This window comes from Bradyrhizobium sp. DOA9 (assembly GCF_000617845.2).
GTDB lineage: Bacteria > Pseudomonadota > Alphaproteobacteria > Rhizobiales > Xanthobacteraceae > Bradyrhizobium.
Genome location: NZ_DF820425.1, coordinates 1,602,316 through 1,624,295 on the forward strand (window position 1 = coordinate 1,602,316; position 21,980 = coordinate 1,624,295).

A 21,980-nucleotide genomic window follows, 5' to 3' on the forward strand; every position below is an offset into this window, starting at 1 on the left:
CGGTGCGAGTCCTGTACTCGCAAGGCCTATGCCGGCCGGGCCGCTTTGGTTCCGACGCCTTCGGAAACGTGGTTTCCAAATTGTTTATCAACTTTGCCTAGGGTCGAGGGCGAATCTGGCCCTATTCTGTGCCGACTCAGGACTTCTCCACTGTCCCGAATCGAGGCGACTTTGACCCCTGCATTGCCGCAAGCTTCCGACATCCTTGCCGCGCTCGGCCAGGCCGTGTTCGCCTGGGACATCGCCAGCGATGCCATCGTCTGGGGCGAGCAGGTCGGCGCCGTCTTCCCCGGCATTCCCGCCGAGCGGCTCGCGACCGGCGCCGAATTCGCCAAGCTGATCGAGCCTGCGCAAACTCTGCGGACCGCCGCACTGGCGCTGACGTCCCCGATGCACGGCGCCGGCGGCACCCCCTACCGGGTCGAGTACGGCGTGCGCATGAGCGCCTCCGATCCCGTGATCTGGATCGAGGAGACCGGCCGCTGGTTCGCGGGCCCCGATGGCCGTCCCACGCGTGCGATCGGCTCCGTCCGCATCAACAATGAGCGCCACGCCCGCGACGAGGAATTGAGCAGGCTGGCCCGGCTCGATCCGCTGACCGGCGAGCTCAACCGCGCGCATCTGATCGCGGCGCTGGCCGAGGCCATCGAGGAGACGACCCGCTTTCGCTCGACCGCCGCCTTCATGCTGGTCGGCATCGATCATCTCGCCCGCGTCAACGATGCCTTCGGCTTCGACGTCGCCGACGCCGTGATCCTCGACGTCGCCAAGCGCATTCGCGCGCGCCTGCGCGGCGGCGACGTGCTCGGGCGCTTCTCCGGCAACAAATTCGGCCTGATTCTGAAGAACTGCACCGTCGACGACATGAACGTGGCCGCCGAGCGCTTCCTCGCCGGCATCCGCGACGAGGTGGTGCCGACCAAATCCGGTCCGGTCTCGGTCACCGCCTCGATCGGCGCCGTCAGCCTGCCGCGCTATGCCCGCAACACCGATGAGGCCGTCAACCGTGCCCACGAGACGCTGGATGCCGCCAAGCGCCGCCGCTCCGGCTCGTTCGCGGCGTGGCGTCCGGATGCCGCGCGCGACGCACAGCGCCGCGTCAACATTCGCGTCACCGACGAGATCGTCACCGCGCTCAACGAGCGCCGCATCAGGCTCGCCTATGAGCCCGTCGTCTCGGCTGTCTCGCGCGAGCGCGCCTTCCATGAATGCCTGGTGCGGATGGACCAGGGCGACGGCCAGGTGCTGCTCGCGCCCGACATCGTGCCGGTCGCCGAACGGCTCGGCTTGATCCGCCTGGTCGATCACCGCGTGCTCGAGCTCGTGGTCGCCGAGCTCGCGGCGGCGCCCGGCATCTGTCTCAGCCTCAACATCTCGCCGGATACGACCATGGATCCGGATTGGTGGGCGGGAATCGAATCGCTGATGCTGGCTCATCCCGGCGTTGCCGAGCGGCTGATCGTCGAGATCACCGAGACGGTCGCGATCCAGGACATCGACGAGGTTCGCGCCTTCGTCAGCCGCCTCAAGCATTTCGGCAGCCGTATCGCCATCGACGATTTCGGCGCCGGCTACACCTCGTTCCGAAACTTGCGCAAGCTCGGCGTGGACATCGTCAAGATCGACGGCGCCTTCGTGCAGAACATCACCCGTTCCGCCGACGACCGCGCCTTCGTGCAGACCCTGATCGACCTCGCACGCCGCCTCGACATCAAGACCGTCGCCGAATGGGTGCAGGACGACGAAGCCGCAAACATGCTGCGCGACTGGGGCTGCGACTACATCCAGGGTCGCCTGATCGGGCTGGCTTCGGCCGAGCGCCCGTGGGGCGCGCCGCCGGACAGCGCGCTGCCTGCGGCGAGCTAGCGAAGCGTAGATGGTGTAGGGTGGGCAAAGCGAAGCGTGCCCACGTCCTCTCCTCCAACTCAGGCAGATCGTGGGCACGGCGCGGTGCGCCTTTGCCCACCCTACGAAGTCAACGGGCTTTTCACGCCCCCTCGTCCAGCGCCACCAGCTCGCGCTTCTTGCGCAGCGACGGCAGCAGCGGCGCGATCAGCAGCACCACGGCAAGCACGAGACACACGCCCGAGATCGGACGCTGCACGAAGGTCCAGAGATCGCCCTGCGACAGGATCAGCGACTTGCGTAGGTTGTTTTCCATCATCGGTCCCAGCACGAAGGCCAGCACCAGCGGCGCCGGCTCGTAGCCGAGCTTGCGCATGAAGTAGCCGATGATCCCGAACGTGATCATGACGTAGACGTCGAACACGTTGTTGCCGGAGCAGTAGACGCCGAGCATCGTGAACAGGATGATCAAGGGGAACAGGATGTTGTAGGGCAGCTTCAAGAGCTGCACCCACATGCCGATCATCGGCAGGTTCAGGATCAGCAGCATGACGTTGCCGATATACATGCTGGCGACGATGCCCCAGAACAGGCCGGGGTTTTGCGTGATCAGCAGCGGTCCCGGCTGCAGGCCGTGAATGACGAAGGCTCCGAGCAGCAGCGCCATCACCACGTTCGGCGGAATTCCGAGGGTCATCAGCGGAATGAAGGCGCCGCCCGCCGCGGCGTTGTTCGCCGATTCCGGGCCGGCGACGCCCTCGATCGCGCCATGGCCGAACCTTTCAGGGGTCTTCGAAAGCCGCTTCTCCAGCGCGTAGGACGCGAATGACGAGATCACCGCGCCGCCGCCCGGCAGGATGCCGAGGAAGAAGCCGAGGATGGTGCCGCGGCCGACCGGGCCTGCGCTCGCCTTCCAGTCCTCCGTGCTGGGCAGGAGATTGGTGATCCCAGTGTTGATGATGTCGCGCTTGATCGCCAGCTCGGTGTTGAGCAGCACCTCGGCGACGCCGAACAGGCCCATCACCACGGGCACGAGGCCGATGCCGTCGATCAGCTCCATGCGGCCGAAGGTCAGGCGCGGCTGCGCGGTGATGCTGTCGAGCCCGATCAGCCCGAGCACGACGCCGATGCAGGCCATCAGCAGCGCCTTCGGCATCGATCCCTGGGTGAGGAAGGTGAGCACGACGAGGCCGAGCACCATCAGGCTGAAATACTCGGCCGGGCCGAAGGCGATGGCGAGGCTGGCAAGCTTGGGCGCCACCAGCATCAGGGCAACCAGCGCAAAGGTGCCGGCGACGAAGGAGCCGAATGCGGCGATGCCGAGCGCAGGGCCCGCGCGGCCCTGCTTCGCCATCTGGTGGCCGTCGATGCAGGTGACGACCGAGGCGGCTTCGCCGGGGATGTTGACCAGGATCGAGGTGGTCGAGCCGCCATACATCGAGCCGTAATAGATGCCGGCCATCATGATGATGCCGGATTCCGGCGTGCCCGACAGCGTCACGGGTAGCAGCAGCGACATCGCCGAGATCGGGCCGATGCCGGGCAGCACCCCGACCAGCGTGCCGATGAAGACGCCGATGAAGCAGTAGAGCAGGTTGACCGGCAGCAGCGCGACGCCGAATCCATGGGCGACATTGACGAGCGTATCCATGGGGTCAACCGATCCCGAACAGGCCTGACGGCAGCTGGATCAACAGCAGCCGCTTCAGCACCCACCACATGCCCGACGGCACCAGCACCGCGATCGGAATCGCCAGCGTCCAGCGCACCGGATCGATCAGCCGCAACAGCAGCAGCATCAGCGGGATCGACGACAGCAGGAAGCCGAGCAGCTCCAGCGCGAAGGCGAATGCGACGAGGCAGGCGATGAGGACGAGCGGCTTGCTCCAGCGCACGTTCTCCCAGCGCGAGGCCAGCGTCGGCCCGCCCTCGGTGATCGCCGAGACGATGATCGCGCCTGCGAACACGCACATCAGGATGCCGGTGTAGAACAGCACATAGCCGGAGCCGGGATCGTTGATGGTGCCGAGCTTGAGCTTCAAGCCCGACCAGATCACGAAGCCGCCGAGCGCGAGCCCGATCAGCCCGCCCCAGAGCTCGGAGTTGCCGAGGCGGAGCTTGACGTTGGTTGGGTTGGTCATCGATTCTCTCTCGGCCGTTCCCCGGACGCTGCGCAACACCATAAGTGCGTTCACGCACGTCTTCGACGTGCTATGGCCGGTGCGCTGCAGAGCCGGGGCCCATGCGTGTGGACGAAGGGTGGGTCCCGGCTCTGCAGTGCATCGCTGAAGAAGCGCTGCACTGCGTCCGGGACACGAACGTGATGCAGCCCTACTTCTTCGCGAGCCCGAGCGTCTCGATCACCTTGCGCTCGGACTCCGTGACCTCGACGACGAATTTCTTGTAGTCCTCGGTGTTCTTGTAGTTCGGCACCATGTCGTATTTGGCCAGCGTGGCGATCACCGCGGGATCCTCGACCGCCTTCTTGAAGGCATCGTGCAGCCTGGCGACGATCTTGGGATCCATCCCTTTCGGGCCGGCGATGCCGAACGGGGAGTCATAGACCATGGGATAGCCGAGCTCCTTCAGCGTCGGCACGTCGGGATAGTTGGGCGAGCGTGCGCCGGTCCACACCATCAAGAGCCGCAGCTTGCCGGCGTCGACCAGCGGCCGCCATCCCGTGGAATCAGCTTGCAGCATGGTGTGCTGTCCCAGCACGGCGGCATTGGTCTCCGCGCCGCCCTTGAAGGGGACCTGCGTCAGCTTGATGCCGGACATTCCGGCGATCTGCTCCATGCCGATATGCAGCGAGGTGCCGGCGCCGGGCGTGGCGTAGGTCACCTTGCCCGGATTCGCCTTTGCGAACTCCACCACGTCCTTCCAGCTCTTGAACTGCGACTCCGCACTGGTCGTCACGCCGAAAGTGTAGCCGGTGAGATGGACGATGTAGGTGAAATCCTTTGCCGGATCCCACGACACCTCCTGCATCAAGGGCAGACGGAACACGGTGATCGGGATCTGCGAGATGGTATAGCCGTCCGGCTTTGCCGCCGCCGCCATCGTCGCCGGCCCGACCGTGCCGCCGCCGCCGGCCTTGTTGTCGATCACGATCGGCTGTCCCAGCACCTTCGAGGCGCTGTCGGCGATCGCGCGCATCGAGATATCGGTCGATCCGCCGGCCGGCCATGGCACGATCAACGTGATCGGCTTGGTCGGATAGTCCTGCGCATTGGCGGCAGTGGAGAGCACCGCGCCCAGCACGGCGTGCGCCGCGGCAAATGCAATCGTCTTCAGCCCGTATCCCGACATCGAAACGCCTCCCTCGCGGCGGCCTCTCTGGGCTCGCCGTCTCTAATTGTGAGGCGATTGTTCCTGAATTTGACGGAGAAGAAAAGCGCATTGCGCGCAGCGCTGCACGGCTGTCGGTCGGGCGACCTCGGCAGGGCCGAGATATGCGACAATTCGTCGTGTGGCCGCGTGCCGAGAGGCGGAATTTGAGCGCCGAAGGGGGTCAGGCCACGCGCCGGACCGTGTTCAGCGTCTCGATGGTGCGGCTGACTTCCGAGGCGAGACAAGGCTTGCCGAAATAATAGCCCTGGACCGCTGTGCAGCCGCATTCGCGGACGAAGTCGAGCTGCTCCTCGGTTTCCACGCCCTCTGCCGTGGTCTCGACGCCGAGCACGGAGCCGAGGCTCGCGATCGTTCTGACGATGGCAACGCTCTCCGGGCTTTCGCCGAGCGTGCCGACGAAGGAGCGGTCGATCTTGATGCGGTCGAACGGAAACTTGCGCAAATAGCTCAGCGAGGAATAACCGACACCGAAATCGTCGAGGCTGACGCGCACCCCGAGCGCGCGGAGCTGGTGCAGGATGTCGATGGTGGCCTTGCTGTCGTCGAGCAGCGCCGTCTCGGTGACCTCGAGCTCGAGCCGCTGTGGCGGCAGGCCGGCTTCCGCAAGCGCGCTCGTGACCATCGCGACCAGGGCGCGGGAGCGGAACTGCACCGGAGACAGGTTCACCGCGACGGTGACGCCGGGCCAGGACGCAGCCGTCGCGCAGGCCGTGCGCAGCACCCATTCGCCGATCGGAACGATCAGCCCGTTCTCCTCCGCAATCGGGATGAATTCGGCCGGAGAGACGAAGCCGCGCGAGGGATGCTTCCAGCGCAGCAACGCCTCGAAGCCGGTGAGCTCGGAGGAATCGAGCCGCATCTGCGGTTGGAACACCAGGTGGAATTCACGCCTTTCCAACGCGCCGACCAGATCCTGCTCCAGCGCATGCCGGCCGCGCGCCTCTTCCTCCATCTCGGGCTCGAACAGCTGATAGGCGCCGCGCCCCTCGGATTTGGCCTGGTACAGCGCGAGATCGGCGCATTTCATCAGCTCATCGGCGTCGAGCCCGTGGTCGGGGGCGATCGCGATACCCACGGAGACGCCGACATGGATCGACTGGTTTTCCAGCGGCGGCGGATGACCGATGATGTCGACCAGACGGCGGGCGAGCTCCTCGGCCGATTGCGGCTGCGGCCCGCGCTGGAGAACGGCGAACTCGTCGCCGCCAAGCCGTGCGACGGTGTCGTGCTCGCCGACATTCTCCTTGAGGCGCGCCGCGACCCAGCACAGCAGGCGATCTCCGGCGGCGTGGCCGAGGCGGTCGTTGACGGTCTTGAAATTGTCGAGGTCGAAGCACAGCACCGCCATGGCGCCGCCGGCGATCGCGACCTGGTTCAGTCCCTCGCCCATCTTCTCGCGGAACAGCGTGCGGTTGGGCAGGTCGGTCAGCGAATCGTGCCGCGCCATGTGCGCCACTCGGGCCTGGGCCTTGTGGCGCTCGGTGACGTCCTCGTAGGTCACGACCCAGCCGCCATGCTCCATGCGCTTGTGTTTCAGCTTGATGATGCGGCCGTCGCTCAAATGCCGGTGCAGCGTGTGCTCGCCCTCGCGCAGCCTCTCGACGTAGTCGGCATAGAGCCTGGCGCCCGTCATGTTCGGATGGATACCGAGCTCGCAGCTGTGCTCCATGATCTCCCGCATCGAGACGCCTGGCTTCACGATCTCCGGCGACAATCCGTACATCTCGAAATAGCGGCGGTTGCAGACGATCACGCGCAGGTTGGCGTCGAGCATGCACAGGCCCTGGCTCATGTTGTTCAGGGCCGCGTCGAACCGGCGGTACTGCTCGCTCAGCTCCTCGATCGCATGCTCGCGCTCGGTGATATCCTCATAGGTGGCGACGAAGCCGCCTTCGGCCAGCGCACAATAGCGCACCGAGATCACGGTGTCGTTCGACATGCGGCGGCGCATCGGCGAGGAGTCGCGGCTCCCGATCCGCGCGCGGGCGGCTTCGAGGATCTGCTGCGGGCTATATTCCGAGTTGAACGCGCCGTTGGCCATCGATCGCTCGATCAACTCGGCCAGATGGGTGCCGGGCCGGGTCTCCTCGGGCGACAGCCGGTAGATCTTGCGGTAGGTGGTGTTGCAGACCCGAAGCCGCATGTCGCTGTCATAGAAGGCGAGCCCGTGCGCCATGTTCTCCAGCGCCGCATCGAGGATGAAATTCTGCTGCCGCAGCGTTTCCTCGTATTGCAGCCGCTCCGTGACGTCCTCGTGCACCGTCACCCAGCCGCCATCGGGCAGGAAGCGGGAGACCGCCTGCACCATCCGTCCGTCGTAGCGCATCACCAGCAGCGTCTTCGGCTTCCTGCTGCGCACATCCTCCAGCCGGCTCTGGTGGAATTCGTCGCCCGACATGCCCGGCAGGTTGCCGCGCGACATCCAGTGCTCGATCACCGTGCAATGCGAGACGCCCGGCTTCACGATCTCGGGATCGAGGTTGTAGAGCTTCAGGAACTGTTCGTTGCAGACGACGACGCGGCTGTCGACGTCGTACATGATCAGGCCATGCGACATGTTGGCGAGCGCGTGCTGGCTGCGCTCGGTCTGCACGCGCAGCTCCGCTTCGAGCCGGGCGAGGCGGGTGACGTCGTCGCAGATCGTCATCCAGCCGCCGCCGGGGAGCGGCTTCAGTTCGAGCGACATGACGAGGCCGCTCGCCAACCGCTGCTCGGTGCGGAACGGCTTGCCCGCGGCGATCTGCGCCATCCGCGTCGAATACAAGGCGTCGAGTTGGTCTTGGGGAAAGTTACCGCGGCTTGCGCTGTGCGCGAGCACCTCGCGGTAGCTGGTGCCGACCCGCACGATTTCGGCCGACATGTCGAACAGGGTGAGGTAGCGCTGGTTCGTCAGCACGATCCGGTTGTGGGCATCGTAAACGCAGACGCCCTGTTCCATGTGGTCGAGCGCAAGCTGGCTCAGCGCGACCAGGGCGCTTGGGCCCTGCTCACGCCCTTTACCAAGCTCGCTGTCGCGGGTCGACATCATGGGGCGGCGGGGCCTCGGCAGGCAACAGACTTGGTGCAACCTAGTTCAGCCGCCGAGACTAGCGAAGAGGCCGGAAAATTCCCTTAAGCGCCGTAGTTTACGGAGGGTGACCGGCGATGATGAAGATGCGTGTGTCGCGATCTGCAGTGAAGCCCAATCTCAGGATGACGGTGCCGGACTATTGGCTGTGGGCCTAACTACGGCCCGTACAGCACGAGTTCCGTATCGGTGAGGTCGCCGAGCCGTGGCTGGTCCGGGCCCCTGAAATATTTCCGGCCGCGCCGCTCGGTGTAGATGCCGACGAGGCCGGGAACCGGACCATTGGCGTCGATGGCCACCGCGATCTTGCCGAGCCGCAGCAGCAGCCGTCCGATGCGGCCGGCGCATTCGGCATATTCTGCAGCGCTCCGGCAATAGATCAGCTTCATCGCGGGCGGTGCGATGAAGCCGCGGCGGATGCGCACCGGTTGCAGGATGAAGGGGAACGTTCCCTTCGGCGTGCGGCAGACCAGGCTGAGGCAATTGTAGCGCGCATGTCGGGTCAGGAGCTCGGTCTCCGCCTCGGAAAGCCCCTTGATCTCCTTGGCGTGCGGCGGAATGACCTCGATCTCGCTCCAGCGCGGGACCGGCGCCAGCGCAGGAACGGAGAAGAATATGCCGCGGCAATAGGCGCGAAAGCCCTGCGTCTCGATGATCGGCCAGGTCCACGGCGCCGGGCTGATGTTGAAATAGGTGACGTGCTTGTGCCGCTGGGCGATCTTGGTCAGCAGCGGAGCGTAGTTGCGGTAGGCCGGGTCGACATACCAGCTCGACAAATTGCACCGGATCGCGGTCTCTTCGCCCTCGTTGCGTGCGGTGTAGATCAAGAGCAGCACGCCGACCGGCGTGCCGTCGTCGTCGAGCATGTAGCCGAAGCGCGGATAGCCCTCCGGCACGATCCGGAAGGCCTGCCGGCGCAGGCCCTGAATCCAGTAGTCGCGCGAACGGCCGACGAAGCCGCGCGTCAGCAAGTCCGCGATCTTGTCGACGTCGGACTCGGTGATCTCGCGGCATCGGATCTTGGTATGGATCACGCTCGTCTTGCCCGTGGAAATGGTCGGCCTCGTGAGTTGCGTTAGCGCCAGCCTTCGCCATGGGCCTCGGCCGCGACAGTCGGCTGCAGGCCCAGGACATCCCGCACCTTGGCAGGCCAGGCGGAAAGATCGGTGCCGTGGGTGTGGAACATGGCCACCGCCAGACGGTCCATGCCGAAGGCAACGCAGCCGGTATGGGCCGGCTCGCCGTCGGCGTCCTGGATTCCCCAGGTCGTGCCGAAATGCTCGCGGTGATAGTTGAAGCTCATGCACGCCGTCGGCTGCTCTTCCGAGCGCAGCGGAATGAGCAGTTCGAACTTGAGCTGCTGCTGCTTCTGGCTCACAGCCTTCATCTGGCCGACGCGGCCGAAGAACGGATCGCTGGCATAGTCGACACGGAAGGTGAGGCCGAGATCGGTGGCAATCTTCTGCGCGCGCACCATCCAGCGCTCGCGGAAATCGGCGACGTCGTCGGGGCTGCCGATGCAGACATATTCGCGCATCCGGAACGATTGCAGCCGGTCGAGATGCTTCGAGGGCTCGCGGCGGAAGCAGTCCGCGGCAACGTCGAAGCGCAGGCCGCCCTTCGGCAATTGGCCACGGCTCGCCGCGATCGGGTAGACCGGATAGCAGGCGGCCGGCGACAGCACGAGGTCGGCCGGCGACAGCGAAGAGGTCCAGTCGCCGCCGGCATCGAAGCGGCTCACCGCGGCGTTGATCTCGCGTTCGGTGCCATGCAGGCCGCAGACGCAGCCGAGCAGGTTCGGAAAGCTCTTGAGATAGCCGGACTTCTCCAGTTGCGCGCGGCTCATCACCGGCGGGAAGCGCATCACCTCGGTACCGGCCTCGCGATGGTCCGTGATCAGCGCGGCGAGCTTCTCGACGACGCCTTCATAGAGTGCCGTGCGGGCGTAGACGCCATCGGCGCCCATGCGGTGGAACAGCTTGTCGGCGAGATGATCGAGCGGATCGGTCATCTGCGGCGCGGTGGCGGGTGAGTCGGGGAGGACGGCAATATTCATGGTTCGATGTCCTGCTATCTCAAAATTATTCTTGTTGAAGCGGAGGCACGTCAGTCGGAAAGGCTCGTCGGCACCCCGCTCATCAAGGTCGATGTCGCGGCGTTGGCCAGGATCCGGTCGTTGTTGATCATGATCGGCGACGACAGCACGTCGCGGAGGTGGCGGCCCATGGTGAACTCGCCGTCGTTGCGGTAGCCGGCAAGGCCCGCGGTGCGCATCGCGTGCATCACGGTCTCGACCGCGAGCTCGGAGGCCTGCACCTTCAAGAGCGTGATCGAAGACTGGAAGTCGAGCGAGGTCAGCGCACGCTCGTCATGCTCGAAGCGGGCGAAAGCGTCGATATTGGCGGCGATCAGCGCGCGCAGCCTGGCCAGCGACATCTTGGCGGCGGTGAAGTGCGCCGCGGCCGGGGGCATCTGTCCACCGGACGAGCGCGCCGCCTTGCGGATGAAGGCCTGCGCGCGCGTCACCGCCGCAGCGGCGATGCCGGCCCAGGCCGATGACCAGCACAGATGCGCGAACGGCGTCATGGTCTGGGCGTGGATCTTGTCGTAGGATTCCGGGAAGACGCGGTCGGCGGGACAGTCGACCTTCAGCTCGAACCCGGTCGAGCAGGTGCCGCGCATGCCGAGCGTCTCCCAGCCCAGCGTCCGCTTCAGCGAATAATCGTCCTTGGCGAGCGCCAGCAGCACCTGGTCGGAGGCGGCGGCGTCGGTGGCCCGGCGGGCGATGGTGACGAGACCATCGGCTTCGGCGCCGTAGGAGATCACGGTGGCATCGCGCACCAGCGAGACGGTGTCGCCGGCATGGTCGACCGCGGCGGCGCTGGCGCGGATGTTGCCGCCGTTCTGGCCTTCGGTGGTGGAGGAGGCGAGCAGCCACTGGTCGCGGGCGACCCGGCGCATCATGGTCTCCATCCAGGGAATGCCATGGCCGTGCCTGATGACGCAGGCGACCTTGGTCTGGTGCATCGCGTAGATCATCGCCGTGGACGCGCAGGCGCGTCCGAGCGTGTAGCAGATGTCGGTGACGTCGTGGATCGAGGCACCGAAGCCGCCGAACTCGACCGGAACCATCACGCCGAGCAGCTTCTGCTCCCGCGCGACGTCGAAGGCCTTGTGCGGGAAGCGGGCGTCGCGATCGACCCCGTCCGCGTCGGCCGCGGCAGCCGCGGCCGTCCGGGCGGCGCGCTCGATCAGGGATGGACCCTGCTCGAGAAAGCTCGTCTGCGTTTCGTCGACAGTGAGGACTGCTTCACGCACGTTCATGCTCGTCCGCCTCCGGTTTGCCGTTCGAGATCGCCGCCATCATTCGCGATGCCGCTCGATGCGATCCTCCGGCGATCTTTGCTTGTGAGACGAGGCTACGGATTTAATTCAAATTCGTCGATGAAATAGAGGGTAAACAAAACGCAATTCCGAACGAACAGTTAAAGGCCGGTTGTTCGCATCACCGGATTTTCCGGCATCGCGTTAGGATTTTGGAAGAAGCCTGGATTTCGGACAATCTGAGTCATCGTTTACTAAGAAACGCGAAGTATTGGTGCCGCCCATTGCAGGACCGGCCAGCCGCGCCCATCGTAGCCGGTAGTCCGGTCACGACCCCTTATGGACAGATGGGAATTTGCCGATGCAGGCCTTCGATACCAATTTGCGCAATCGCATCATCAAGCTGGTGAAGGGCATCCTCGAGCAGAATTCGCTCGCCGCGGACGTCACGCCGTCAATCAAGCTCGTCGATATCGGCCTGACCTCGATGGACATGGTCAATCTCATGCTCGCCGTCGAGGCCGAATTCGACTTCACCATCCCGCAATCCGAGATCACGCCGGAGAATTTCCAGTCCGTCGAGACGCTGGAGCAGATGGTGGCCATCCAGCTGCAGCCGGCGACCGCGGCTTAACCAAGGGCGCATCTGCCCACCCCCGTTCCAAATCTGCCGCAAAACTGGCATAGCTTAACCATGTCACATGTGACGGACAGGGTGGAGCAGGCATGACGCAGGCGGTATTGGGCATCATCGGCGGCTCGGGCATCTATGACCTGCCCGGCTTAGAGGGTGCGCGCGAAGAGGTGATCAAGAGCCCCTGGGGCGAGCCGTCGGCGCCGGTGCGGCGCGGCTCCATCGCCGGCCTGCCGGTCGTGTTCCTGCCGCGGCATGACAAGGGGCACCGGCTGTCCCCGTCCGACATCAACTATCGCGCCAATATCGACGTGCTGAAGCGGGCTGGCGTCACGAGCCTGATCTCGCTGTCGGCCTGCGGCTCCTTCAGGGAGGAGCTGCCGCCCGGCACCTTCGTTCTCGTCGACCAGTTCGTCGACCGCACCCACAAGCGCGAGAGCTCGTTCTTCGGCCGCGGCTGCGTCGCGCATGTCTCGATGGCGCACCCGGTCTCGCCGCGGCTGCGCATCCATCTGGCGGCCGCCGCGGAAGCCGAAGGCATCGCGGTCGCGCGCGGCGGCACCTATGTCTGCATGGAAGGGCCGCAATTCTCCACTTACGCGGAAAGCATGACCTACAAGACGCTAGGCTATTCCGTGATCGGCATGACCAACATGCCCGAGGCCAAGCTCGCGCGCGAGGCGGAGATCTGTTACGCCACCGTGGCGATGGTGACGGATTTCGATTGCTGGCATCCCGACCACGATGCGGTCACCGTGCAGGACATCATCCGCGTGCTGATCTCCAACGCCGACAAGGCGAAGTCGCTGGTGGCGCGGCTGGCCAGGGATTTCCCGCGCGAGCACGAGCCGTGCCCGATCGGGTCGGACCGTGCGCTCGACACCGCGCTGATCACGGCCCCCGAGGCGCGCGATCCCGAGCTCCTGAAGAAGCTCGATGCGGTGGCCGGGCGTATCCTGCGCGGTTGAGACGCAAGAAGAACGAAAAGGCAGAATGCCATGAAGGTCGACGGCAAGCATTACCGCAGCATCTGGCGCGAGCGCGACGGCTGGTCGGTCGGCGCGATCGATCAGCGCCGGCTGCCGCATGAATTCGTCATCGCGCGGCTGACCTCGTGTGAAGATGCGGCCGTTGCCATCCGCGACATGCTGGTGCGCGGCGCGCCGCTGATCGGCGCCACCGCCGCCTACGGCATGGCGCTCGCGATGCGCGAGGATGTTTCCGACGCCGGGCTGAAGCGGGCCTATGACATGCTGGTCGTGGCGCGCCCGACAGCGATCAATCTGAAATGGGCGCTGGACGAGATGCGCAACGCGCTCGCGCCGATCGATCCGGTGGAACGGGCGGAAGCGGCCTATGCCCGCGCCGACGAGATCGTCGAGCAGGACGTCGAGATCAATCGCGGCATCGCTGGCAACGGGTTGAAGTTGATCGAGGCGATCGCGGCGAAGAAGCCGCGCGAGGTGGTCAATTTGCTGACCCATTGCAACGCGGGCTGGCTCGCCACCGTCGACTGGGGCACGGCGACGGCGCCGATCTATCTTGCGCATGAGCGCGGCATCAAGATCCATGTATGGGTCGACGAGACGCGTCCGCGCAACCAGGGCGCTTCGCTCACGGCCTGGGAGCTCGGTCATCACGGCGTGCCGCACACAGTGATCCCTGACAATACCGGCGGGCACCTGATGCAGCACGGCATGGTCGATCTCGCCATCGTCGGCACCGACCGCGTCGCCGCCAACGGCGACGTCTGCAACAAGATCGGCACCTACCTGAAAGCGCTCGCCGCGCACGACAATGGCGTGCCGTTCTATGTCGCGCTGCCGTCCCCGACGATCGACTTCGCCGTTCACGACGGCATCCGCGACATCCCGATCGAGCAGCGCAGCGGCGTGGAGGTCACCGACATGACCGGCCGCACCGCCGACGGACGGCTGGAGACGGTGCGCATCGTGCCCGAGAGTTCGCCGGTCGCGAACTACGCCTTCGACGTGACCCCGGCGCGGCTCGTCACCGGTCTCATCACCGAGCGCGGCGTGCTGAAGCCGGATCGCGCCGCGCTGGCGGCGGCGTTTCCGGAGCGGGTTGCTGCCGCGGAATAGGCAGTTCGTAAGCGAGATGGTCCCACCGTCATTGCGAGCGCAGCGAAGCAATCCAGAGTCTTTCCGCGGAGGCAGTCTGGATTGCTTCGCTGCGCTCGCAATGACGGAGAATGACGCTCTAGCGGAGTTTGAGCCCCGTCGCGGCCTCAAGCTCGGCAATTGCCTGGGCGCCACTGGTGACCTTGATCGTGGTCATTCCCATCTCGCGCGCCGGCTTCAGATTGACGCCGAGATCGTCGAGATAGACGCAATCGTTCGGATCGACCTTCAGCGTCTCGACCATCATCTGGTAGATGCGCGGATCAGGCTTGCGCAGGCCGATCTTGGCGGATTCGATGACGTGGTCGAACAGCACCATGACTTCGGCGATGTAAAGCGAGCGTCCGGTCATGCTGCCGATCGCGTTGGCCGGCAGATTGTTGGTGATGCAGCCGGTCTTGAATTGCGCCTTGATGCGCTTCAGGGCCTCGACCATCTCGGGGCGAAGGTCGCCCTGCAGCAGCGGCAGCACGTCACGGCCGCGCACCTCCGCACCGAGCGCGAGCGATTCGGCGGCGAACAATTCGTCGAACTTGTCGATGTCGACCTCGGCCCGCTCGAATTTGGCCCAGGCGTTTTCCAGATGATTGGCGGCATTGGTGCGCCGGATGATGTCGGCGGGCAGGCCGCGCTCGGTCTCGAATCGCGTGAACGCCTCGAACGGCGAGCTGGTCAGCACGCCGCCAAAATCAAAGATCACCGCCTCGATCGCCACGATCCTGCCCTCGTCAATTGCTTTCCAAGAGGGCTAGCATGCGCTATCGGCAAGGGCCAGTCCGAAGCAATCGCCCGCCGTCACCGATGCCGATGCGTGTTCCCATGACGAAGCCTGCCGCCCTCATCGCAGCTGCGCTGCTGCTCGCGACGCCAGCTCACGCCATCGTCGGCGGCGGCACGCCGCAAACAGATGGCGTCGCCCGCGCCGTCGTCACCATCGTCGGCTCGCGCGGCAATTCCTGCACCGGCACTCTGATCGCGCCGAAGATCGTCTTGACCGGCGCTCACTGCGTGCAGCCTGGCGCGGACTACAAGATCGTCGATCGCAGCGGTGGCGAACCGCAATTGCTGAACGTGCGCACTGTCGCGATCCATCCCGGCTACAGAGCGCAGGTGCATCGCGCCGGTGCAGACGTGGCGCTGTTGCAACTGGAAATTCCACTCAAGGGAAAATCGGCAGTGCCGGTCGGCGCGCCGAATATTCCGATCCGGGTTGGTAGCCGTTTCGTCATTGCCGGTAACGGTGTCACCGTGCGCGGTGATGGCAGGAGCGGCGGGGCAACGCGCGTCGCGAGCCTTGTCGTCACGGGCCAGCCCGGGACGCTTCAGATCCGCCTGGTCGATCCTGTAACCAACGGTGTTCGCGACGGAATTGGTGCTTGTACCGGCGATTCCGGTGGTCCTGTGTTCGAGGACAGGCCGAATGGCGCCGTGCTTGTCGGTGTCATCAGCTGGGCGACCGGACCGAACGCGGGGGATGGTTGCGGCGGCCTGACCGGTGTGACGCCGCTGACGCTCTATCGCGACTGGATCTTGCAGACCGCGCGGAGCTGGGGTGCGGCGCTGTGATTTGACGGCGACTTGATCTATGTCATTTTGAAGCGGAGGCGCGGCGGGTGATCATGCCCGTCGCGGAGGAAACGCGCCGTCCGGTCAAGGGCGGCCACAAAAAAAGCAAGGCATAGAAGCAACAATGAATGTCGCTGTTCGCAGTCACGCCACGGCCAAACAGGCTTCTGAACATTTCGACGTGCTGATCGTCGGCGCCGGCATCTCCGGCATCGGCAGCGCCTATCACATCCAGAAGCAGCTTCCGGGCACGAGTTACGTCATCCTGGAGACGCAGGAAACCTTCGGCGGCACCTGGAGCACACATCGCTATCCCGGCATTCGCTCCGACAGCGATCTCCATACCTTTGGCTACAGCTTCAAGCCTTGGGTTGGCCCGCCGATTGCGACCGCCGAGGAGATCCTCTCCTACATGAAGGAGGTGATCGACGACAACGATATCGCACGGCACATCCGCTACAAGCACAGGATCAATTCCGCGAGCTGGTCGAGCGAGCAGAATCTCTGGACCATCGACGCGGTGACGACCGACACCGGCGAGCCCCGGACCTTCACCGCGAACTTCCTCTGGATGTGCCAGGGCTATTACCGCCATTCCGAAGGCTACACGCCGCAATGGAAGGGCATGGACCGCTTCAAGGGCCGCATCGTCCATCCGCAGACCTGGCCCGACGACATCGACCTCACCAACAAGAAGGTCGTCGTGATCGGCTCGGGCGCCACCGCGGCGACGCTGGTGCCTAATATCACCGACACATGCGCGCACGTCACCATGCTGCAGCGCTCGCCGACCTATTTCCGCCTCGGCCGCAACGCCATCGAGATCGCGGAGGAATTGCGCCGGCTGCAGGTCGACGAAGCCTGGATCCACGAGATCGTGCGGCGCAAGATCCTGTTCGAGCAGGATGCCTTCACCAAGCTCTGCCTGTCCAAGCCCGAGCAGGTGAAGAAGGAGCTGATCGGCCAGATCAGCGCTGTGCTCGGTCCCGATTACGACGTCGAGACCCACTTCACGCCCAAATACCGGCCGTGGCGGCAGCGCATCGCCTTCGTGCCGGATGCCGACCTGTTCAAGGGCATCGCCAGCGGCAAGGCCTCCGTCGTCACCGACGAGATCGAATGCTTCGTCGAGGACGGCATCCAGCTCAAGTCCGGCAAGCTGCTCGAGGCCGATGTCATCGTCACCGCGACCGGCTTCAATCTCGCCGCGCTCGGCGATATCGCGTTCGAGATCGACGGCAAGCCGCTCGCCTTCGGCGACACCGTCACCTATCGCGGCATGATGTTCACGGGCGTGCCGAACATGGTCTGGGTGTTCGGCTATTTCCGCGCCAGCTGGACCCTGCGGGTCGATCTCGTCGCCGATTTCGTCTGCCGGCTGCTCGGCCACATGAAGGCGAAGGGTGCCAGGAAGGTCGAAGTCAAGCTGCGGCCTGAAGACCACAACATGCCGATCCTGCCCTGGATCGATCCGGAAAACTTCAACCCCGGCTACATGATGCGCAACATGAACCTGTTGCCCAAGCGCGGCGACAAGCCGGAATGGCAGCACAGCCAGGATTACTGGACCGAGAAGGACGAGATCCCGAAGACGGACCTGGACGACAAGGCGTTTGTGTATAGTTGAAGCGAGCCGCTGCTACGAACTCGTCATGGCGGGCTTGTCCCGGGCATCCACGCCTTGGTCTCGAAAAGAGGGTCCGTGGATGGACAAGCCCGGCCATGACGCCGAGCAAGTTGTTGGATATCGCCGAGATCAAGAATTCCGTCTCGTCGCATTCGCCGCAATCGCGGCTGCGGCGGTCCGGTTCTCGACGCCGAGCTTGGCGTAGATCTGCTCCAGGTGCTTGTCGACGGTGCGCGGGCTGAGACCCAGAATTTGCGCGATGTCGCGGTTGGTCTTGCCCTTGCTGAGCCAGGCCAGCACCTCGCCTTCGCGCGTGGTGAGGCCGAGCTCGCTGGTGAATTCGGGCGGCAGTGCGGTGCCGGCTTCCCTGGACAGCCGCAGCAGGAACTCGTTCGGCGCGGTCTCGCCCATGTAGTAGAAGCGCAGCTGCGGATTGTCGGGCAGCGAGGCGGCCTGGGATTTCGAGCCGCTCTTGGCCTTCGCCTGCTCGAGCCATTGCAGCAGCGCCGGCGGCAGCACGAAGTCGTCGGCCTGCGCGCCGTGATGATCGGATAGCAGCTTCTGCGCCTGCGGCGTTGCCCACAGCACGCTGCCCTGGCGATTGACCGCGAACAGGAAGCGGCCGGAGACGTCGAGCGCGGCGCGCGCGCTCTGGGTCAGCCGGGCATTGCCGAGATGAACGCGGATGCGTGCCAGCATCTCCTCGATCACGATCGGCTTCGTCACGTAGTCGACGCCGCCGGCCTCCAGTCCACGCACGATGTGCTCGGTCTCGGCAAGACCCGTCATGAAGATGACCGGCACGTTGGCGAGACCCGCATCGCGCTTGAGCCGGCGGCAAGTCTCGAACCCGTCGATCCCCGGCATCACGGCGTCGAGCAGGATGATGTCGGGCGTGATCTGGTCGATGATGCGCATCGCCGCAGCGCCGTCGAGCGCTACCATCACCGTCATGCCGACGCCGTCGAGCGCGTCGGTGAGCAGCCGGAGCGTCTCCGGGGAATCGTCGACGACGAGCGCGATGTCGCGCTTCTTCGATTCAATGCTCATAAGCATGCAACGTCTTCAATGTGGCCATGTACTGGTCGAGATCGAAGCGATCGACCAGCGACCGCATCTGCGCGACGAAGTCGGCATGCTCGGGGTGCTCGCTGCCGATCTCGTCCAGCTTCAGCTGGATGCCCTTGACGTAGCCGATCTGGCCTAGCCCGATCAGCGCCTCGATATGCCGCAGCGGCGGCTTCGATCCGGTCTCCGGATGCCAGAACGGCACCGCGACGTCGTCCGAGCCGTATTGCCATTCGATCTTGAGGAGCTGGCGAATCGTCTCCAGCAGCCGCGGGATGTCGATCGGCTTCATCAGGTAGCCGTCGTGGAAGGGCTGCGCCAGCGGCGCGCCATGGGCCTCGAGCGCGCTTGCCGACACCATCAGGATGCGCGCCTGGTGATGGCCGCTGGCGCGCAAGGCCTCGGCGACGGCCCAGCCATCCATGGCGGGCATCGAGATGTCGAGCAGGAACAGATCGGGCCGGCAATGCTGCGCCAGTGCGAGGCAGCCGGCGCCGTCGGGCGCGCTGAGCAGGATGAAGCCGAGCGGCGTCAGCACCTCGCGCAAGAGGTCGCGATGCACGGGATCGTCGTCGGTGACGAGGATGGTCTTGCGCGCGCCGTGATAGCCGGAGACCGGCGCCTCCACCGGCGCGATGCGCTGCGGATTGATGACCTCCGAGAGCAGGATCTTGACCTTGAACGTCGAGCCGGTGCCGACCGTGCTCGTGACCTTGATGTCCCCGCCCATCACGCCGGCGAGCAGGCGGCTAATGGTGAGCCCGAGGCCGGTGCCGGTCTGCGGCTGCGAGGCGCCGAGCGCACCCCGTTCGAACGGCGCGAAGATGCGTTCGAGATCGCCGCCCTGGATGCCCGGGCCGGTGTCGATCACCTCGAACTCGGCGACGGGGCTGCGATAGTGCACCACGAACTGCACGCTGCCCGACTGGGTGAACTTGATGGCATTCGAGAGCAGGTTGATCAGCACCTGACGCAGCCGCTTTTCGTCGGCATAGACCACGCCCGGCAACGTCGGCGGCCGCCTGAACACGAAGTCGATGCCCTTGGCCGCAGCCTGGAGGCGGAACATGCCGACCAGCTGGTCGAGAAATTCGCTGAGGCGCACCTCGTCGCGCGACAGATACAGCCGCCCCGCCTCGATCTTGGAGATGTCCAGGATGCCGTCGATCAGGCCGGAGAGATGGTCGGCGCTGCGGCGGACGACGCGGACCTGGTCGCGCGGCTTGGTGCTCAGCGTCGTGTCCTGCTCGAGCAGCTGCGCATAGCCGCTGATCGCGTTCAGCGGCGAGCGCAGCTCGTGGCTCAGCCCGACCACATAGCGGCTCTTGGCGAGATTGGCGGATTCGGCGACTTCCTTGGCACGCTGGAGCTCGGCGTCGGTGCGCTTGTGCGCATCGATCTCCTGGATCAGCAGCGCGGTCTGCCGCCGCGTCTCGGCCTCGGCGGCGCGGCGGCTCTGCTGCGCCAGCACGAACAGCCATGCCACCACGCCGATGATGATGCTGAGCGAGAAGAACACCTTCCACAGCACGTCGGACACGAGCTCGTTCTCGCCGTGCACGCTCGCCGAGGTCTGCAGATAGATCAGTCCCAGCACCAGCGCGATCAAGCCGGCTGAGACCACGAACACGCCGATATAGTGGCCGACTTGCGAGTTGATCCGGGCGTAGATCGGCTGCGGCATCAGCCTGCCCAGGGTTTCCGACACCTGCACCTGGAATCTCGCGTGCGGCTTGCAGAGATCGTGGCAGCGCGCATCCAGCGAACAGCACAGCGAGCAGATCGGGCCGGCGTAAGCGGGGCAGGAGGCCATGTCCTCCGGCTCGAACGAGTGCTCGCAGATGCAGCACTGGATCGCCTCGATGTTCTGCCAGCTCCGCTTCGGCTTCCGCGCGATGTAGTATTTGCCGTCGGTGGCCCAGGCGATCAGGGGCGCGGCGATGAAGGCGACGGCAAGCGCGATGAAGGCCGACAACGCCTTCGCGGTCGGGCCGAACAGGCCGTAGAAGGCGCTGATGGAGACGATGGTCGCGATCGTCATCGCGCCCACGCCGACCGGGTTGACGTCGTAGAGATGGGCGCGCTTGAACTCGATCTGCTGCGGCCGCAATCCGAGCGGCTTGTTGATGACGAGGTCGGCGACCAGCGCGCCGACCCAGGCGATCGCGACGTTGGAATAGAGCGCCAGCGTCTGCTCCAGGGCCTTGTAGACGCCGATCTCCATCAGCAGCAGGGCGACGATGACGTTGAACACCAACCACACCACGCGCCCGGGATGGCTGTGGGTCAAGCGCGAGAAGAAGTTCGACCAGGCGATCGAGCCGGCATAGGCGTTGGTGACGTTGATCTTGACTTGCGACAGGATCACGAACGTTCCCGTCAACGCCAGCGCCAGCTCGGGCTGCGACAGCACATAGCGGAAGGCTTCGAGATACATGTGCGACGGCTCGGCGGCTTCCTCGGGCGACACGCCGTGGCTGAGTGCGAAGAAGGCGAGAAACGAGCCGGCCAGGAGCTTCAGCGCGCCCAGCACGATCCAGCCCGGTCCCGCGCTCATCAGCGCCATCCACCAGGACACCCTCGAAGCGCGCCGGTCGCGCGGCAGAAACCGCAGGAAGTCGACCTGCTCACCGATCTGCGCCACGAGAGAGAACACGACCGAGGCGGCAACGCCGAACAGCAGCAGGTCGAAATGTCCGTTGAGGTCGCCGTGGTCGCCCGAGAACTTGCGCCACTCCGTAAACGAGTTCGGATTGTGCCAGGCGATAGCCGCGAACGGAATGATGTGAAGGATCACCCACAGCGGCTGCGTCCACAATTGGAAGCGGCTGATCAACGTGATGCCGTAGGCCACCAGCGGGATGATGACGACGGCGCTGATGAGGTAGCCGACCGGCCGCGGAATCCCGAAGCACATCTCCAGCGCGGAGGCGAGGATCACGGCCTCGATCGCGAAGAAAATGAAGGTGAAGGACGCGTAGATCAGCGAGGTGACGGTCGAGCCGATGTAGCCGAAGCCGGCCCCTCGCGTCAGCAGGTCGATGTCGATGCCGCATTTGGCGGCATAATACGCGATCGGTACCCCGCAGCCGAAGATGACGATGGAAACCACGACGATGGCCGCAGTCGCGTTGGTGACGCCATAGTTCAGCGTGATGGTCCCGCCGATCGCCTCCATCGCCAGGAACGAGATCGCGCCGAGTGCCGTGTTGGCGACGCGGGCGGCGGACCAGCGCCGCGCGCTCTTGGCGGTGAAGCGCAGGGCGTAATCTTCCAGCGTCTGGTTGGCGACCCATTGATTGTACTGGCGCCTGACGCGGTCTATTCGCTGCCGCCCTGCCACTTAACCCCACTCCC

General features: G+C 65.2%; 16 protein-coding genes. 6 read left to right on the forward strand and 10 right to left on the reverse strand.

Features of this window, described 5'->3' with window-relative positions; genetic code table 11:
- Window positions 1–171: 171 nt before the first annotated feature.
- Window positions 172–1,866, forward strand: coding sequence for a bifunctional diguanylate cyclase/phosphodiesterase (locus tag BDOA9_RS07420; RefSeq protein ID WP_025033307.1), 1,695 nt, complete (start codon window positions 172–174; stop codon window positions 1,864–1,866).
- Window positions 1,867–1,987: 121 nt separating this feature from the next.
- On the opposite strand, the gene BDOA9_RS07425 is transcribed toward BDOA9_RS07420, so the two are convergent.
- The 7 genes from BDOA9_RS07425 to BDOA9_RS07455 form a co-directional block, all read right to left on the reverse strand.
- Window positions 1,988–3,496: a tripartite tricarboxylate transporter permease gene (locus BDOA9_RS07425; RefSeq protein ID WP_025033308.1), complete on the reverse strand. Its 1,509-nt coding sequence runs from the start codon at window positions 3,494–3,496 to the stop codon at window positions 1,988–1,990.
- A 4-nt stretch (window positions 3,497–3,500) separates the two neighbouring features.
- Window positions 3,501–3,986 (reverse strand): tripartite tricarboxylate transporter TctB family protein, encoded by a 486-nt coding sequence (locus tag BDOA9_RS07430; protein WP_025033309.1) that lies wholly within the window; start codon window positions 3,984–3,986, stop codon window positions 3,501–3,503.
- A gap of 190 nt (window positions 3,987–4,176) precedes the next feature.
- Window positions 4,177–5,154, reverse strand: a complete 978-nt coding sequence (locus tag BDOA9_RS07435) for a tripartite tricarboxylate transporter substrate binding protein (protein ID WP_025033310.1) — start codon at window positions 5,152–5,154, stop codon at window positions 4,177–4,179.
- 202 nt (window positions 5,155–5,356) lie between these two features.
- A complete protein-coding gene (locus BDOA9_RS07440; RefSeq protein ID WP_025033311.1) occupies window positions 5,357–8,224 on the reverse strand; it encodes a PAS-domain containing protein in 2,868 nt (955 codons plus the stop codon).
- A 197-nt stretch (window positions 8,225–8,421) separates the two neighbouring features.
- Window positions 8,422–9,297 carry an acyl-CoA acyltransferase gene (locus BDOA9_RS07445; protein ID WP_025033312.1) on the reverse strand — a complete coding sequence of 292 codons (876 nt, stop codon included), beginning with the start codon at window positions 9,295–9,297 and terminating at the stop codon, window positions 8,422–8,424.
- A gap of 41 nt (window positions 9,298–9,338) precedes the next feature.
- A complete protein-coding gene (locus BDOA9_RS07450; RefSeq protein ID WP_025033313.1) occupies window positions 9,339–10,319 on the reverse strand; it encodes an amino acid--[acyl-carrier-protein] ligase in 981 nt (326 codons plus the stop codon).
- Window positions 10,320–10,369: 50 nt separating this feature from the next.
- Window positions 10,370–11,587: an acyl-CoA dehydrogenase family protein gene (locus BDOA9_RS07455; RefSeq protein WP_025033314.1), complete on the reverse strand. Its 1,218-nt coding sequence runs from the start codon at window positions 11,585–11,587 to the stop codon at window positions 10,370–10,372.
- Between the two features lie 361 nt (window positions 11,588–11,948).
- Between BDOA9_RS07455 and BDOA9_RS07460 the strand changes: the two genes are divergently transcribed.
- The 3 genes from BDOA9_RS07460 (at window position 11,949) to mtnA (ending at window position 14,323) form a co-directional block, all read left to right on the forward strand.
- Window positions 11,949–12,221, forward strand: a complete 273-nt coding sequence (locus tag BDOA9_RS07460; RefSeq protein WP_025033315.1) for a phosphopantetheine-binding protein — start codon at window positions 11,949–11,951, stop codon at window positions 12,219–12,221.
- Between the two features lie 92 nt (window positions 12,222–12,313).
- A complete protein-coding gene (locus tag BDOA9_RS07465) occupies window positions 12,314–13,189 on the forward strand; it encodes an S-methyl-5'-thioadenosine phosphorylase (protein WP_025033316.1) in 876 nt (291 codons plus the stop codon).
- Window positions 13,190–13,219: 30 nt separating this feature from the next.
- Window positions 13,220–14,323: an S-methyl-5-thioribose-1-phosphate isomerase gene (gene mtnA / locus BDOA9_RS07470; RefSeq protein WP_025033317.1), complete on the forward strand. Its 1,104-nt coding sequence runs from the start codon at window positions 13,220–13,222 to the stop codon at window positions 14,321–14,323.
- 118 nt (window positions 14,324–14,441) lie between these two features.
- On the opposite strand, the gene BDOA9_RS07475 is transcribed toward mtnA, so the two are convergent.
- Window positions 14,442–15,077, reverse strand: a complete 636-nt coding sequence (locus BDOA9_RS07475) for an HAD-IA family hydrolase (RefSeq protein WP_025033318.1) — start codon at window positions 15,075–15,077, stop codon at window positions 14,442–14,444.
- 104 nt (window positions 15,078–15,181) lie between these two features.
- Here BDOA9_RS07475 and BDOA9_RS07480 point away from each other — a divergent pair, with 104 nt between their 5' ends.
- Both BDOA9_RS07480 and BDOA9_RS07485 read left to right on the forward strand, forming a co-directional pair.
- Complete coding sequence (locus BDOA9_RS07480) at window positions 15,182–15,928, forward strand: S1 family peptidase (protein WP_025033319.1); 747 nt, start codon at window positions 15,182–15,184, stop codon at window positions 15,926–15,928.
- 124 nt (window positions 15,929–16,052) lie between these two features.
- Window positions 16,053–17,555, forward strand: coding sequence for a flavin-containing monooxygenase (locus BDOA9_RS07485; RefSeq protein ID WP_025033320.1), 1,503 nt, complete (start codon window positions 16,053–16,055; stop codon window positions 17,553–17,555).
- Window positions 17,556–17,684: 129 nt separating this feature from the next.
- On the opposite strand, the gene BDOA9_RS07490 is transcribed toward BDOA9_RS07485, so the two are convergent.
- Together BDOA9_RS07490 and BDOA9_RS07495 are read right to left on the reverse strand one after the other, a co-directional pair.
- Window positions 17,685–18,611 carry a response regulator gene (locus BDOA9_RS07490; RefSeq protein ID WP_082847799.1) on the reverse strand — a complete coding sequence of 309 codons (927 nt, stop codon included), beginning with the start codon at window positions 18,609–18,611 and terminating at the stop codon, window positions 17,685–17,687.
- On the reverse strand, window positions 18,595–21,966 hold the full coding sequence (locus BDOA9_RS07495) for a hybrid sensor histidine kinase/response regulator (protein WP_025033322.1): 3,372 nt from the start codon (window positions 21,964–21,966) through the stop codon (window positions 18,595–18,597). Before BDOA9_RS07495 ends, BDOA9_RS07490 begins: the two co-directional genes overlap by 17 nt.
- Window positions 21,967–21,980 lie beyond the last annotated feature (14 nt).

Excerpts from the sequence above, each read along its gene's own strand:
- BDOA9_RS07480 (WP_025033319.1), top strand. The coding sequence starts at position 15,182 with ATGACGAAGCCTGCCGCCCTCATCGCAGCTGCGCTGCTGCTCGCGACG.
- BDOA9_RS07450 (WP_025033313.1), bottom strand. The coding sequence starts at position 10,319 with ATGAATATTGCCGTCCTCCCCGACTCACCCGCCACCGCGCCGCAGATG.
- BDOA9_RS07430 (WP_025033309.1), bottom strand. The coding sequence starts at position 3,986 with ATGACCAACCCAACCAACGTCAAGCTCCGCCTCGGCAACTCCGAGCTC.
- BDOA9_RS07455 (WP_025033314.1), bottom strand. The coding sequence starts at position 11,587 with ATGAACGTGCGTGAAGCAGTCCTCACTGTCGACGAAACGCAGACGAGC.
- BDOA9_RS07460 (WP_025033315.1), top strand. The coding sequence starts at position 11,949 with ATGCAGGCCTTCGATACCAATTTGCGCAATCGCATCATCAAGCTGGTG.
- BDOA9_RS07425 (WP_025033308.1), bottom strand. The coding sequence starts at position 3,496 with ATGGATACGCTCGTCAATGTCGCCCATGGATTCGGCGTCGCGCTGCTG.
- BDOA9_RS07490 (WP_082847799.1), bottom strand. The coding sequence starts at position 18,611 with ATGCTTATGAGCATTGAATCGAAGAAGCGCGACATCGCGCTCGTCGTC.
- BDOA9_RS07465 (WP_025033316.1), top strand. The coding sequence starts at position 12,314 with ATGACGCAGGCGGTATTGGGCATCATCGGCGGCTCGGGCATCTATGAC.
- BDOA9_RS07485 (WP_025033320.1), top strand. The coding sequence starts at position 16,053 with ATGAATGTCGCTGTTCGCAGTCACGCCACGGCCAAACAGGCTTCTGAA.
- BDOA9_RS07440 (WP_025033311.1), bottom strand. The coding sequence starts at position 8,224 with ATGATGTCGACCCGCGACAGCGAGCTTGGTAAAGGGCGTGAGCAGGGC.
- BDOA9_RS07435 (WP_025033310.1), bottom strand. The coding sequence starts at position 5,154 with ATGTCGGGATACGGGCTGAAGACGATTGCATTTGCCGCGGCGCACGCC.
- mtnA (WP_025033317.1), top strand. The coding sequence starts at position 13,220 with ATGAAGGTCGACGGCAAGCATTACCGCAGCATCTGGCGCGAGCGCGAC.